The 12,601-nt window shown below is 71.3% G+C and carries 16 protein-coding genes and 1 tRNA gene; 9 read left to right on the top strand and 8 right to left on the bottom strand.

What is annotated here, in order from left to right:
- The first annotated feature begins 223 nt into the window (after positions 1-223).
- Positions 224-670 (top strand): nitroreductase family deazaflavin-dependent oxidoreductase, encoded by a 447-nt coding sequence (locus tag ACWDN5_RS15180; RefSeq protein ID WP_449676714.1) that lies wholly within the window; start codon positions 224-226, stop codon positions 668-670.
- 1 nt (position 671) lies between these two features.
- Here ACWDN5_RS15180 and ACWDN5_RS15175 read toward each other — a convergent pair whose 3' ends face one another.
- Positions 672-1,442, bottom strand: coding sequence for an ANTAR domain-containing protein (locus ACWDN5_RS15175; protein ID WP_449676713.1), 771 nt, complete (start codon positions 1,440-1,442; stop codon positions 672-674).
- Positions 1,443-1,502: 60 nt separating this feature from the next.
- A complete protein-coding gene (locus ACWDN5_RS15170) occupies positions 1,503-1,934 on the bottom strand; it encodes an Hsp20/alpha crystallin family protein (RefSeq protein WP_310971566.1) in 432 nt (143 codons plus the stop codon).
- A 106-nt stretch (positions 1,935-2,040) separates the two neighbouring features.
- Between ACWDN5_RS15170 and ACWDN5_RS15165 the strand changes: the two genes are divergently transcribed.
- The 3 genes from ACWDN5_RS15165 (at position 2,041) to ACWDN5_RS15155 (ending at position 3,336) form a co-directional block, all read left to right on the top strand.
- Positions 2,041-2,649: an HSP18 transcriptional regulator gene (locus ACWDN5_RS15165; protein ID WP_310971567.1), complete on the top strand. Its 609-nt coding sequence runs from the start codon at positions 2,041-2,043 to the stop codon at positions 2,647-2,649.
- 250 nt (positions 2,650-2,899) lie between these two features.
- On the top strand, positions 2,900-3,133 hold the full coding sequence (locus ACWDN5_RS15160; protein WP_310971568.1) for a DUF6480 family protein: 234 nt from the start codon (positions 2,900-2,902) through the stop codon (positions 3,131-3,133).
- Between the two features lie 29 nt (positions 3,134-3,162).
- Positions 3,163-3,336, top strand: coding sequence for a hypothetical protein (locus ACWDN5_RS15155; protein WP_310971569.1), 174 nt, complete (start codon positions 3,163-3,165; stop codon positions 3,334-3,336).
- On the opposite strand, the gene ACWDN5_RS15150 is transcribed toward ACWDN5_RS15155, so the two are convergent.
- The 4 genes from ACWDN5_RS15150 to mdlC are packed head-to-tail and all read right to left on the bottom strand — an operon-like array spanning position 3,333 to position 7,743.
- Positions 3,333-3,491 (bottom strand): hypothetical protein, encoded by a 159-nt coding sequence (locus ACWDN5_RS15150; RefSeq protein WP_449676712.1) that lies wholly within the window; start codon positions 3,489-3,491, stop codon positions 3,333-3,335. The two genes, ACWDN5_RS15155 and ACWDN5_RS15150, sit on opposite strands and share 4 nt — an antisense overlap.
- A 31-nt stretch (positions 3,492-3,522) precedes the next feature.
- A complete protein-coding gene (locus ACWDN5_RS15145; RefSeq protein ID WP_449676711.1) occupies positions 3,523-4,734 on the bottom strand; it encodes an MFS transporter in 1,212 nt (403 codons plus the stop codon).
- A gap of 10 nt (positions 4,735-4,744) precedes the next feature.
- The gene (locus ACWDN5_RS15140) at positions 4,745-6,172 is read right to left on the bottom strand and encodes a benzaldehyde dehydrogenase (RefSeq protein WP_310971572.1); all 1,428 of its coding nucleotides are present in this window, start codon (positions 6,170-6,172) and stop codon (positions 4,745-4,747) included.
- A gap of 2 nt (positions 6,173-6,174) precedes the next feature.
- Positions 6,175-7,743: a benzoylformate decarboxylase gene (gene mdlC, locus ACWDN5_RS15135; RefSeq protein WP_449676710.1), complete on the bottom strand. Its 1,569-nt coding sequence runs from the start codon at positions 7,741-7,743 to the stop codon at positions 6,175-6,177.
- Between the two features lie 90 nt (positions 7,744-7,833).
- On the opposite strand from mdlC, the gene ACWDN5_RS15130 reads away from it, so the two are divergent.
- Complete coding sequence (locus tag ACWDN5_RS15130) at positions 7,834-8,724, top strand: LysR family transcriptional regulator (protein ID WP_449676709.1); 891 nt, start codon at positions 7,834-7,836, stop codon at positions 8,722-8,724.
- Here the strand turns inward: ACWDN5_RS15130 and ACWDN5_RS15125 are convergent.
- Positions 8,721-9,029, bottom strand: a complete 309-nt coding sequence (locus tag ACWDN5_RS15125; RefSeq protein ID WP_449676708.1) for a cellulose binding domain-containing protein — start codon at positions 9,027-9,029, stop codon at positions 8,721-8,723. The genes ACWDN5_RS15130 and ACWDN5_RS15125 overlap by 4 nt on opposite strands.
- Here ACWDN5_RS15125 and ACWDN5_RS15120 point away from each other — a divergent pair.
- From ACWDN5_RS15120 to ACWDN5_RS15105, 4 genes are all read left to right on the top strand, one after another.
- Entirely contained in the window at positions 9,016-9,345 is a 330-nt protein-coding gene (locus tag ACWDN5_RS15120) for a hypothetical protein (RefSeq protein WP_449676707.1), read from the top strand. The genes ACWDN5_RS15125 and ACWDN5_RS15120 overlap by 14 nt on opposite strands.
- Positions 9,346-9,764: 419 nt before the next feature.
- Positions 9,765-9,848: transfer RNA gene (locus tag ACWDN5_RS15115), tRNA-Leu, on the top strand.
- A 140-nt stretch (positions 9,849-9,988) separates the two neighbouring features.
- Positions 9,989-10,456, top strand: a complete 468-nt coding sequence (locus ACWDN5_RS15110; RefSeq protein ID WP_449676706.1) for a hypothetical protein — start codon at positions 9,989-9,991, stop codon at positions 10,454-10,456.
- Entirely contained in the window at positions 10,453-11,490 is a 1,038-nt protein-coding gene (locus tag ACWDN5_RS15105) for a tyrosine-type recombinase/integrase (RefSeq protein WP_449676705.1), read from the top strand. Before ACWDN5_RS15110 ends, ACWDN5_RS15105 begins: the two co-directional genes overlap by 4 nt.
- Before the next feature lie 75 nt (positions 11,491-11,565).
- Here ACWDN5_RS15105 and ACWDN5_RS15100 read toward each other — a convergent pair whose 3' ends face one another.
- Complete coding sequence (locus ACWDN5_RS15100; protein WP_449676704.1) at positions 11,566-12,120, bottom strand: hypothetical protein; 555 nt, start codon at positions 12,118-12,120, stop codon at positions 11,566-11,568.
- Positions 12,121-12,601: the final 481 nt, after the last annotated feature.

Below are 12,601 nucleotides of genomic sequence, written 5' to 3'. Positions count from 1 at the left end.
CGCGGGCGGCGCGTGGCGGAGGGAAAACCGATGACCGCACCGCCGATACCGCCCGAACCCGTCGTCCCGGAGACGGATCCGCCGCCGGACCGGCCGCTTCCCGAACCCGGCAGTGTGCCCGTGCCGGATCCGCTGCCGCCGGAATCGGAGCCCGGTCCCGAGCGAAAGTAAATACGAGGTTCGGATCATACGAGTTTCGTATGAGTTGGTGTACCGTCGGGGCATGACAACAGCGCAGAGCTACCGTCGGATGGTCAACACCGGCAACAAGATCGTGGTCGGGCTGCAGCGGCTCGGCGTCGCCTTCGGCCCGATGCAGCTGCTCACCGTGCCAGGGCGCCGCACCGGCGTCCCGCGCACGTTCCCCATCGCCGTCAACCCCATCGACGGGCAGCACTACATCGTCCAGGCGTATCCGAAGGCGGCCTGGGTGGCGAACGCGCGGGCCGCGGGCGAGGTGACGCTCACCCGCGGCCGCCGCTCGTCGGCCGCGCGGCTGGCCGAACTGCCGGTCGAAGCACGGCGGCCGGTCCTGCGCCGGCTCGTCGAAACGAGCCCGCCGAGCGTGGGGAAGCGGTTCGTGACGACCGGCCTGGCGGCCGCGCCGACGCCGGACGCGGTCGCGGCGGCCGCGGAGCGCATCGCGGTCTTCCGCGTCGAACGGCCCTGAATCAGCGGCTTTCGAGGGCGCTCAGCACCTGCCGCGCGGCGCGTCGCGCGGCCGGGCCGGGGTGGATCGTGCGCTCGCCGGCGGGCTGGGGAGCCGGGGCGCCGCCGAGCAGTTCCACCAGTGCGACGGCGAGTTCGCGCACCTTGACGTTGAACTCCTGGCTCGCTCGCCGCAGCGTGTCCCAGGCTTCGTCGGGGTCGCAGCGGCGGAGTGCGATGACGATGCCCTTGGCTTCCTCCAGCGCGGCTCGCGACTGGAGGAGGTCCAGCATCTGGCCGGTCCGGTCCGGCTGGGTCGCTTCGGCGACGACCAGCGCCATCGCGGCGAGCCGCTCGTGACGCCGGAGCACGTTCACGGTTTCGTCGGTGGCGGGGCGATCCAGGACGACCGACAGCACCAGCGTCCCGTCGGCGTCCCAGGCCGAGGGCAGGGCCGCGATCCCGCGTACCCGCGCCCACTCTGCCGCGAGGGCGGGGTGGTGTTCCACCAGTCCGTTCAGCGTCAGGGACGGCCAGCGGCCGTCGGCGTAGACGTCCGCACTCACCACCGGCTCGCCGGTCCGGCCGGCGGCCGGGACGGGACCGCCGAGCCCGCTCAGCTGGGCGGGGACGAGCGCCGCGGAAAGGCCGTGCGCGGCCGCCAGGTGCAAGGGGCCGCCGCGGTGGTGCACGGAAACCGCCGCGCCGAGGGCGCCCGGCACGTCGGCCGCGATCCGGGCGAGCAGTTCCTCGAGCAAGGGTGTCACGCTGAGGGTCGTCGGAATTCCGGTCACCGCACGCCCTCCTCGGCGCGGTGGAGGCGGGGGCACCCGGGCCCCCGCCTCGATCGGACATCAGGCTTCGAGCTGCGTGCGGTCGCCGGCGGCGGCGATCTCGATGCGCCGCGGCTTCGCCTTCTCGACGATGGGGATGCGGACGGTCAGCACCCCGGCGTCGTAGTTCGCGGTGATGTGCTCGGTGTCCAGGGTGTCGCCGAGGAACAGCTGGCGGGAGAACACGCCGAGCCGTCGTTCGGAGACGTGCATCCGGACGTCGTCACCGCTCGGCAGGGGCCGTCGTTCGGCCTTCACGGTGAGGACATTGCGTTCGACGTCCAGCTCGACGGCGCCGGGATCGACGCCGGGGAGGTCGAAGCACACCACGAACTCGTCGCCGGCGCGGTAGGCGTCCATCGGCATCGCGGCCGGTTTCGACCAGGTGCCGGCGCCGAAGACCTGCTGGGCGAACCGGTCGAGGTCGCGGAACGGGTCGGTGCGCATCAACATCGGGACCCACCTCCTGGAATCTGACAGCTCTGGTGTCAACACGCGGCTCTGTTCTAGCATGTCGTCAAAACGATGACAAGATGTGGGTCGTCGAAAGGATGACGTGATGGACGGAACCGATCCCACCGGCGCCCTGCGCCGGATCGAGGAGGTGGTCGCGGCCGCCCGCGCCGGGGTGGGTGACCGCAACGAGGTGCTGGCCGCGTTGTCCGGCCTCCGGCTGCTGCGGGAGCAGCTGGCGAGCTGGGAACCGGAGCTGATCACCGCGGCCCGGGCGGCGGGCGCCAGCTGGGTGGCCCTCGCACCGGCCCTGGGCGTCGCGAGCCGCCAGGCCGCGGAACGGCGTTACCTGAGGCTGCAGCCGTCGCACACAGGGGAGAAGACCGGCGAGGCCCGGGTGGACGCGGAACGCGACCGCCGCGCGGGCGACCGGGCCGTCGCGGACTGGGCCCGCCGCAATTCGGCGATCCTGCGCCAGCTGGCCGGCCGGGTCAGCGCACTGGACGGCCTCGGCCCAGCAGCCCAGGAGAGCGCGGACCGCCTCGGAGCAGCCCTCGGCGACGACGACCCGGCGACGCTGCTCCCCCCGCTGGCCGCCGCCCAGCCGCACCTGAGGGCCGCGCACGCCGGCCTGGCCGAGCAGCTGGGCGAGATCTCGGCTCAGACGGACCGGCTACGCCGAGATGCGGCCGGCAATCGGCGTTCGCGGGAGTGAGCCGGGGTTGGTGGGGTCGGACCGGCCGGGTTGCGCCGGTGCCGCTGGTGGCCGCCGCCTGCGGAAGTGACCCAGGCTCACCTGGCCGCCCGCCGGGCCTCGCGGCAGCTTGCGGGCGAGGCTCGGGGCCCGGCCATGGGCGGGCAACTGCGCCGGAACGGGGCCGGTAGTCGCGTTCGCGGGAGTGAGCCGGGGTTTGCCCGGCCCCGGGCCGGGCACCCGCCGCGGAAGCGACGGAAGGACGTACCCCATGACCGCCCCACCGCCGGACCCGGATCCCCGCCGGACCCCGGACCTGGAACCCGGGGGCGGCGTGCCCCCGGGCAGCACCCCGCCCGACTCCGCCCAGACGTCCGGCCTGTCGCACCCGCAGCCGATGCCGTCCAAGGCGATGCCGGTGCTGTGGCTGGTCCTCACCGGTGTGCTCGTGCTGATGGTCGCCGGCCTGGTCATCGCGCTCGCCGTCGGCTGGCTGAGTGTCTGAGACCGGCCCGGACCGGGTACTCGCCGACCATGGACGACACGCCTGACCGCACCGAAACCCGGGCCGAACTGCTGCCCGAAGAACAGGCCGTGGAGAGCGCGGACCCCGAGGGCCAGGCCCGCGAGGTCCTGCGCGACTCCGACCGCCGCACCGAGCACCCGGAGGCGACGCTGGGGCGCCGCCGTCCGGAGGACACGGTCTAGTCGTCGCCGCGGAAGTTCTCCTGCGTGGCCGGATGTCCCGGCCGCGCCTTCGCGTCTTCGTCTTCCAGCGGCCCGTCGGGCTCTTCGCGGCGAGGTGGCTCGACCGGATTCCCGCTCGAGTCCACTTCGCCGGTTTCGTCGTGGGGCTGCGACATCGTTCCTCCTCGGGTGGCCGATCCTTCGCGGCTACCCGGCGGAGATCGGCGTCAACCGTTCCTCGGCCGGCGTCCCGCCGCGCAGCAGCGCCATCGCGCCCAGCCCCAGGACGGCCACGACGGCGAAGAAGTAGAAGCCCCACGGATACGCGATCCCGGCCGTGACCAGCGCCCCGGTGACGAACGGCCCGAGGATCGAGCCCAGCCGCCCGACCGCCGACGTCAGCCCCAGCGCGGTGCCCCGGACGTGCGCCGGGAACGCCTGCGCGACGTAGCCGTAGATCAGCACCTGCGCGGAGAACACGAAGACGCCGGTCAGCAGCACGACCGCGTTGAGCACGAACGCATTGCCGATCCGGAGGCTCAGCGCCGCCAGCAGGACCGCCCCGGCGCCGAACCAGATCCGGGCGATCGGGCGGATCCCGAACCGGTCGGCGATCGTGCCGGCCAGCACCAGCCCGAGCACCGCGCCGATGTTGAGCACCAGCAGCAGCGTGATCGACGTCGAAATCGGGTAGCCCGCCGTGCGCATCAGCTGCGGCAGCCAGGTGTTGAGCCCGTAGACCAGCAGCAAGCCCATGAACGAACCGGTCCACACGGCGATGCTGATCCGCCGGAACCGGCCGCCGAGCAGATCGCGCAGCCCGACGCGCTCGGCCGTCTCGCGCGCCGCGAGGTAGGCCGCGGACTCCGGCAGCTTCCACCACATCAGCGGCACGGCGAGCAGGCCGACGATCCCGCCGCCGTAGAACAGCAGGTGCCAGTCCTCCTTCGCGTACAGCGCGAGGACCGACGTCAGCACCGCGCCGACGTGATAGCCGGTCATGGTGAACGTGCTCGCGCTGGCGCGCCGCCGGGCCGGCAGGTTCTCCGACATCACGGTCAGCGCCACCGGCATGCACGCGCCGAGCCCGAGCCCGGCGACGAACCGGAAGACCCCGAACGTCGCGACGTTCGGCGCGAGCGGCGTCAGCAGGGTGAACAGCGAGAACAGCAGGACCGAGCCGATGAGCAGCACGCGACGGCCGTACCGGTCGGTGAGCGGGCCGAGGCCGGCGGCGCCGACGGCCACGCCGATCAGCGACACCGTGGCGACCACCGTCGCGCCGGCCGCGGTGAAGCCGAGGTAGCCGCTCTTGAGCAGGGTCGGGATGGTGGCGCCGAGCGCGACCAGGTCGTACCCCTCGAGCAGGACGGTCAGCCAGCAGAGGACCGCCGTCCACGGGCCACGGGACGTCGTCATTGTCGTCTCCTCAGAACGGGTAGGGCGCGATGTCCGCGCGGACGGTCAGCCATTGGGTCTCGGTGAAGGCTTCGATGTTGGCTTTCGCCCCGCCGAAGCGGGAGCCGTTGCCGGAGTCGCCGACGCCGCCGAAGGGCGCGGTCGGCTCGTCACCGACGGTCTGCTCGTTGATGTGCACCTTGCCCGAGCGGACCTCCTCGGCCAGCTGCATCGCCGTGCCGACGTCGCCGAGGATGCCGACCGACAGGCCGTACTCCGAGTCGTTGACCAGTCGCGCGGCCTCGTCGAGGTCGCGGTAGGCGCGCACCGGCGCGACCGGGCCGAAGATCTCCTCGCGCCAGGCCGGGCTCGCGTCGTCGAGTCCGAAGAGGACGGTCGGCGGGTAGAACGGCGCGTCGGGCTTCCCGCCCGCGAGCACCTGCGCGCCCGCCGCGACGCTGCGGTCGACGACGTCGGTGACGTGCGCGAGCTGGCGGTCGTCGATGATCGGGCCGAGCGCGACCTCGTTCTCGGCCGGGTTGCCCACGGGCAGCCGGCGCGCCTTCTCGGCGAGGGCTTCGACGTAGGCGTCCACCTGGGACTCGTGGACGAGGTGCCGGCCGGTGGTCATGCAGATCTGGCCCTGGTGCAGGAACGAGCCGAACGCGCCGGCGGAGGCGGCCTTGGCGACGTCGGCGCCCGGCAGCACGACGAGCGCGTTGTTCCCGCCGAGCTCCAGGTGCACGCGCTTGAGCGAGCGCGCGGCGGCTTCGCCGACCTTCCGCCCGGCCGCGGTCGAGCCGGTGAACGACACCACCGACACCTCCGGCGCGTCGACCACCGCGGCGCCGACGCCGGCGTCCCCGGGCAGCAGGTGCAGCAGGCCTTCGGGCAGCCCGGCTTCCTCGAAGACGCGCACGATGCTCACCCCGCCGCACACCGCGGTGCGCAGGTCGGGCTTGAGCAGCACGGCGTTGCCGAGCGCGAGCGCGGGCGCCACCGAGCGGATGGCCAGGATCAGCGGGAAGTTGAACGGCGAGATCACCGAAACCACGCCGGCCGGGACGCGGCGGGCCAGCGACCAGCGGGGTTCGCCGGTGCTGAGCACCTCGCCGAGCGGGTGGGTCGGCAGGGCCGCGGCCTCGAAGCAGATCCCGGCCGCCATCTCGGTCTCGATCCCGGCCTTGGGCCGCGTCGACCCGGCTTCGCGGACGATCCAGTCCTGCACCTCGGCGGCGTGCGTCTCCCACAGCTCGCCGGCGCGGCGCAGCACGGCGGCGCGTTCGGCGGGCTTGCGCCGGGCCCAGTCGCGCTGGGCCTTCGCGGCGGCCGTGGCGGCTTCCGCGGCGTCCTCCGGCGTCGCGACGCCCACGCGGCCCAGGATCGCCCCGGTGGCGGGTTCGACGACCGGCCGGGTGCCGCCGGTGCCGCGGACGAAGTAGTCATCGAGCAAGGTCATGATCACTCCGGGGTGGTCGGTTCGGTGTCGACCTGGATCAGCCGCGGGCCGTCCGGGGTCGTCTTGAGCTGGGCACGCAAGTCGTCTTCGTCGCGGGCGGTGGTGGCTTCGACGCCGTAGCCGGCGGCGATGGCCGTGAAGTCGAGCCCGGGGATCTCCGTGCCGGGCACGTCCGGCGTCCCGAGCAGCTCGCCGAACCACCGCAGGGCGCCGTAGACGCCGTTGCGCAGGATCACGAAGGTGACCGGCACGCGGTAGTGCGCGGCGGACCACAAGGCCGTGATGCCGTAGTTGGCCGAGCCGTCGCCGATGACGCCGACGACGGGACGGTCCGGGCTGCCCATCGCGACGCCGACCGCGGCGGGCAGGCCGAAGCCGAGCCCACCGGCGGCGGGGAAGAAGTAGGAACCTTCGCGCCGCAGGTCCATCTGCCGCCACCAGGCCGAGTTCGTCGACGTCGACTCGACGACGTAGCGCGTGTCGTCGGCCTGCGTGGCGCGCAGGGCGGCGAACACCTGCTCCGGGTGCAGCGCCTTCCCGCCGGCCTTGGGCTCCGGGTTCTCGACATAGCCGAGTTGGGTCTCTCTGGCGGGGATCTTCGCCAGCAGTGCTTCGATCACCGGCGCGGGGTCGGCGACCAGCGCCTCGCCCATCGGCGCGCGGGCCGCGGCGCCGAAGTCGTCGGTGACCTGGACCAGCCGGGTGCCCTCGGGCAGGTACGCGCCGGGAACGTGCTGGTGGTAGCGGAACACCGGCGCGCCGAGCACCAGCACGAGATCGTGCCCGGTCAGCGCGGCCGACACCGGCGCGATGCCGGCGGGCAGCACGCCGCGGAAGAGCCGGTGCCGGTGGGGGAACGGCAGCCGGTGCGGCGACGGCGCCACCCAGGTCGGCAGGCCGAGGTGCTCGGCCAGCGCGACGGCCCGGTCGAAGAGCCCGGTGGTGTCGATGTCGCCGCCCAGCACCAGCGCCGGGTTCTTCGCCGCGGCAACGCTCCTGACGAGGTCGTCCAATTGGGCTTCGCTGGGTGTCAGACCTTTGTGGACCTGCCGGTCGAGCGTCGCGGTCTCGGTCAGTTCGACAGCCCAGTCGTCGTAGGGCACCGAGAGGTAGCTCGGCCGCCGATGCAGTTCGGCCTCGAACACCGCCTGGGCGAGCGAACGCGGCACGTCGGCGGCGCAGCTCGGCTCGCCCGACCAGGCGACCAGCGGCCGCATCAGCTGCGTCGCCTCGACGTTGGCGAGCATCGCCTCCAGCCCGATCGCCGTCCGGACCTGCTGGCCGGCGGTGAGCACCAGGGGAGAACGCGAGTAGACGGCGTTGGTGAGCGCGCCCATCGCGTTGCCGGAGCCGGCGGCGGCGTGCAGGTTGACCAGCACCGGGCGGCCGGTCGCCTGGGCATAGCCGTCGGCCATCCCGACGACGGCGCCTTCGTGCAGGCCGAGGACGTAGCGGAAGTGCTCCGGCAGCTCGGCGAGGAACGGCAGCTCGTTGGACCCGGGGTTGCCGAAGATGGTCGTCAGGCCTCGGCGGTCCAGGAACTCGTGGGCGAGCCGGCGGGCGGTGGGCATCGGTGCCTCCTTGAAGTCGGACCGACCCTATGGAGCGCCGCGGCCGTGTTCCAATAGATGTTGGCGCGTTGCTTCATCGATGGGATCGATATGCCGGACTTCGACCTGAACCTGGTGCGCACGTTCGTGCTGCTGTACGAGACCCGCAGCGTGACGGCCACGGCCGAATCGCTGCACGTCACGCAGCCGACGATCAGCTACAGCCTGCAGAAGCTGCGGCGCCGGTTCTCCGACGAGCTGTTCCGCCGCACCGGCGGCGGCCTGGTGCCCACGACGACCGCCCGCGCCCTCTACGAGCCCCTGCACAGCGCGCTGTCGGAGATCGAGACGGCGGTCAGCGGCGCGAAGTCGTTCTCGCCGTCGACGGCCCGGGCGGCGTTCACGCTGTGCCTGTCGGACCTGGGGGAGATCTCGCTGCTGCCGCGCCTGATGGCGGCGCTGCCGTCACGCGCGCCCGGCGTGACGCTGACGGTCCGGCCGCTGGACGTCGACCGCGCGGCCGACCAGCTCGGCCGCGGCGAGATCGACGCGTTCATCGCGTCCCCGCTGATCAGTTCCCAGCGCGTCGCCCGGATCCCGCTGTTTTCCGAGGGTTACCTGGGCATGGTGGCTGCGGACCACCCGCGGCTGTCGGAGACGGTTTCGTTCGACCAGCTCGCGGCGGAGCGCCACGTGACGGTGTTCGGCCCGACGGGCCACAACGGCCCGCGCCGCGCGCTGGAGGCGTCCGGCCTGCTGGACCGCGTGGTGCTCGAGGTGACCCGGTTCGCGGCCCTGCCGTACCTGGTCCAGCACGGCGAGCTGGTGGCGATGGTCCCGCGGCTGGTGGCGGAGGTGTTCGCGGCCGAGCACCGCGTCCGGCTGTTCGAGCTGCCGCTCGAAGTCGAGCCGGCTCAGGTGTCGGTATACACGCGGCACACGCACGCCCGCAGCCCGGCCCAGCACTGGCTGGTGGGGTTCATGCGCGAGGTGCTCGGCTAGGTCGTCTGGCAGCGGGCGCCGTTGAGGGTGAAGCCGACGGCTTTGGGGTTGTCGCGGCCGAAGGAGCCGTTGAAGCCGATGTTGACGGTCGCGCCCGGGGCCAGCGTCAGGTTGTAGGAAACCGCTTTCATGGTGACGCGCGAGCCGCTCTGCGAGTAGTCGCCGTTCCAGCTGTGCGTGACCTGCTGACCGGCGGTGAAGTTCCAGGTGGAGGTCCATGGGTTCAGCGTCTGGTTGCCGGTGTTAGTGACGTAGACGTTGGCGGTGAAGCCGTTGGGCCACTGGTCGGTGATGTCGTACCGCACGGAGCACGAGGCAACCGGAGCGGGAGGGGGAGGAGGAGCAGCCTGGGACGGGCTGGAGGCGGTGGTCTTCGGCGCCGTGGTGGTGGGAGACGCGGAGGTCTGCCGGATCACGGTGGGCACCGGCGAGGGTCTTGGCGCCTCGGCGGTGGCGGTGGTGCGCGGAGTGGTGGCGGGAGCGAGCGGGTCGGGAGCCATGGCGGCCTGCCGCCCGGGCGAGCTCTCCGAGGTGACGGCGATGATGACCAGGCTCCCGATGACGACAACGCCCCCGCAGACGGCGGAGACCCACCGAATCCGCCGCCCCGCACGCTGCTGAGCGGCGGCGGCCTCCCGAGCCCGTTCCTCGAGCCGTTCCCGGTACCCATCCCCGGTATCGGCTTCCCGAACCCGCGTGATGGGGACATAGGCCCCGAGAGACCGAGGCATGGCCCCAGTCTCCCGAAGGAGCTCATCAACGGAAAACTCATCATCAGACCGGCCGGCGCGCGCCATACCGCAACCTCCACTCGGCGAGGGCGCTCGAACGCGCTGTCTTGCCCGGCGAATCCTAGGAAGCCGTAGCGGTCTTGTAAACCATGTGTTCGCAGCTCGCGACCTGCCCACCTGCGCAGCTCCAGGGCGACTGGATCGATGCAGCCCGTCGAAAACCGTCGATCATGCCAGACGAGGGCGAGAGGTGGATCGACACCCCCCTGAACGAGGGGGCGGAGTGGCCGTATACTCTTTCTTCAGCAGGTCCGAGTGGCGGAATGGCAGACGCGCTAGCTTGAGGTGCTAGTGCCCTTAACGGGCGTGGGGGTTCAAGTCCCCCCTCGGACACAAAAACACGGGATATCTCCCGCATCGCAGAGTAGCAGGCCCGCCACGGCGGGTCTTTCCGGCGTTCGGCCTCGGTCAACCTCAGCTACGCTGATCTTGACTGTGCCCTCCCCGCGCGACCGTTGTCGGGGAGGTGCGTCATGACCGACATCGCGCCGCTTGCGCTCCCGCCTCGCACCGGCGGCCCCGAACCCGCTCCTGTACGAACCGGCACCCTCGTCCCGCTGCCGATACCGGCGCTGCCGGACCTGGCCACCGACGGGCAGCGGCGATTCTCCACCGCGCTGCTGGACGCCTCCGGCCGGATCCAGGACCGCGGCATCGTCACCGCCCTGGACTGGAAACCTGGTGACCGTCTGCTGATCACGCAGGTCAGCTCGTCCGCCGTAATCTGCCGCCGCAGCGACGGCGTCTTTCAGATGACCACCAAGCCGTACGTCGTCCTGCCCGCACCAGTCCGGCACAGCTGCCGCGTCCTCGCCGGCAGCCGCGTCCTGCTCGTGGCCGACCTCGCCCAGGACGTCCTCGTCGTGCACCCCGAGCACGTCGTGCACGCGATGCTGCGCGACTTCCACACCACCCTTGCCGCTGGGAAGGCGGACCAATGACCGACACCACCACCACGAACTCCGCCGACCTCGAAGCCGCCCGCCTGCTGCTTTCGCGCCTGGGCGTCAACCCCGCCGACCTGCTCACCGAACCGGCCGCGAACGGGGACCGCAAGCCCGTCCCGACGATCAATGAGTGGATTCCGGTCGTCGCCGGGCTCGTCTCGCCCAGCACCGCCGCCTCCTACGGCTCCTACTGGAAGAAAGCCGAAGCCGCCTGGGATGGCCGCCGGATGGACACCATCACCGCCAGCGAGATCAAGACCCAGGCCGAGATCGTCCGCCGCACCGCCCGGATCCGGCGCAACTCCCGCGGCGGACGTAACGCAGCCGAGAACTTCATCGCCGCCGTCCGCTGCCTCTACAAGCACCTAGTCAACGACCAGCGCATCGATGACCGCCACAACCCGGCCCTCCGCGTCACCAAACCGCGCCGCAACCCCTCCACCCGGCGCGGCCTGGCCAACGACCGGCTCATCGAGCTCTCCGACGTCGCGGCCAGCACCGGCAACGACCCAGAACTCGACGCGCTGATCTGCCGCCTGCACGTCGAGACCGCCTGCCGCCGCGGCGGCGCACTGGCCCTACGGCCCCGCGACCTCGACGACAAACAGTGCCTGATCCTGCTGCGCGAGAAGGGCGAAACCGAACGGTGGCAGCCCGTCTCGCCGACACTGATACGCCACCTCCTGGCACACGCCGAGGAACGCGGTGACGGCGACCGAAATGGACAGCTGCTGCGCTACGCCGACGGCAAGCCGATCACCAAACGCCGCTACGACTACATCTTCAACCGCGTCCAGAACGAGCTCGACTGGGCCAAGGCCATGGGCGTCACCGCCCACTGGCTCCGCCACACCACCCTGACCTGGGTCGAACGTCGCTTCGGCATCGGCGTCGCACGTGCCTACGCCGGACACGCCGACAGCGGTAGCGACCTGACCACCACCACCTACGTCAAAGCCGACATCACCGAAGTGGCCAACGCGCTGTCCGCCCTGACCGGTGAGCCACATCCGCTCGCACCCGCCTGAGCCGCCTGCGGGGTGTTCGCGCCGCCGTCGTGTCGCGCGGACATCCCGCAGGAGCGGCGATATGGCTCCCGGTGATCAGGGAAGCGAACCGGGCTCGGCCCGAAGGGTGGCGTGGTAGGCGAGAACCATGTCGTAGAGACGACGCTGCGGGTAAATGACCAGCAACTTGTGCTCGAGCAGCGCAGCGAGGAAGACCTGGTCGCCGGCGCGGACACGGCAACGAGAACGGATTCTCGTGGGCAACACGAGATTCAGCTTCGCCGGCACCCGCCGTCCAGCGGTCGGGTCCGCGGTGACAACGACCAATCCCGAACGTACGTCGTAGCGAATCGGGATGCCCGCAGACCAGCCGAGCAGCGTGATGGCTGCCTTCGACGCAACGGCGCCTGAGCCGTCCACCCGCACGAGGGCAAAACCCGCCGTCGAGTCATCTACCAGCGGCTCTAGCGGCGGGACAGGAAGGGCCGTAACCATGGAGCCCGCCCTGGGTAGTGGTGGGATCGCGAGCGTCTCGACGATGCGGTCGGCGGGCTGTACGACACGAGTGTCGGACGGGAGATCGGCCGGAGTCCTGTGAGCGCGAGTGCTGGTTGTTGCCGCTTCTTCGCGGGCGCTCGACAGTGTTGACACGTTGCCTCCACGTGCGTTGACGTGGGAGGGCGTCGGTCATCCAAGCGGATCACTAGTGCCAGAATGCCCCGCGATGGGCCTGACTGCCAACTCGGCGCCAGAGCCTCAGCTCAACGCGACAACTCGAGTTACTGGTTGCGCAGGGGGACGGTTCAGTTCAGCCCTTTATTGGCTGCGCGTGTCGACAGCTGCTCGAGTGCGCCGCTTCTCAGGATCGTTCGAGCAGAGGGTGAGACGGACACGCCTCGGACACTCGGCTCGAGCGACGATCTTTGGATACCGCCGGAATCTCAACCCGCTGATTAAGAGAACGCGTTTTGGGGTGTCGGGTGGTGTCGAGTGATGTCGGACAGGACCTTTTCGGCTGGTCACCGGACATCACTTGTGTCGGACTATACCGCGTTCTGTCGACGTGTACGAGACCTCTCGGGCACTTCTCGGGCACGTCCGTGCCGGATTCTGCCGGGCTGTTCGTGCAGGT

Source organism: Amycolatopsis sp. NPDC003731 (assembly GCF_053586895.1).
Note: the sequence above shows the minus strand (reverse complement) of the source record. Positions and strands in the feature narration are given on the sequence as shown.

Bases quoted from the DNA above. Each gene is read 5' to 3' on its own strand.
- ACWDN5_RS15145 (WP_449676711.1), bottom strand. From the start codon at position 4,734: ATGACGACGTCCCGTGGCCCGTGGACGGCGGTCCTCTGCTGGCTGACC.
- ACWDN5_RS15160 (WP_310971568.1), top strand. From the start codon at position 2,900: ATGACCGCCCCACCGCCGGACCCGGATCCCCGCCGGACCCCGGACCTG.
- ACWDN5_RS15140 (WP_310971572.1), bottom strand. From the start codon at position 6,172: ATGACCTTGCTCGATGACTACTTCGTCCGCGGCACCGGCGGCACCCGG.
- ACWDN5_RS15165 (WP_310971567.1), top strand. From the start codon at position 2,041: ATGGACGGAACCGATCCCACCGGCGCCCTGCGCCGGATCGAGGAGGTG.
- ACWDN5_RS15180 (WP_449676714.1), top strand. From the start codon at position 224: ATGACAACAGCGCAGAGCTACCGTCGGATGGTCAACACCGGCAACAAG.
- mdlC (WP_449676710.1), bottom strand. From the start codon at position 7,743: ATGCCCACCGCCCGCCGGCTCGCCCACGAGTTCCTGGACCGCCGAGGC.
- ACWDN5_RS15105 (WP_449676705.1), top strand. From the start codon at position 10,453: ATGACCGACACCACCACCACGAACTCCGCCGACCTCGAAGCCGCCCGC.
- ACWDN5_RS15170 (WP_310971566.1), bottom strand. From the start codon at position 1,934: ATGTTGATGCGCACCGACCCGTTCCGCGACCTCGACCGGTTCGCCCAG.
- ACWDN5_RS15110 (WP_449676706.1), top strand. From the start codon at position 9,989: ATGACCGACATCGCGCCGCTTGCGCTCCCGCCTCGCACCGGCGGCCCC.
- ACWDN5_RS15155 (WP_310971569.1), top strand. From the start codon at position 3,163: ATGGACGACACGCCTGACCGCACCGAAACCCGGGCCGAACTGCTGCCC.
- ACWDN5_RS15130 (WP_449676709.1), top strand. From the start codon at position 7,834: ATGCCGGACTTCGACCTGAACCTGGTGCGCACGTTCGTGCTGCTGTAC.
- ACWDN5_RS15120 (WP_449676707.1), top strand. From the start codon at position 9,016: ATGTCGTACCGCACGGAGCACGAGGCAACCGGAGCGGGAGGGGGAGGA.
- ACWDN5_RS15150 (WP_449676712.1), bottom strand. From the start codon at position 3,491: ATGTCGCAGCCCCACGACGAAACCGGCGAAGTGGACTCGAGCGGGAAT.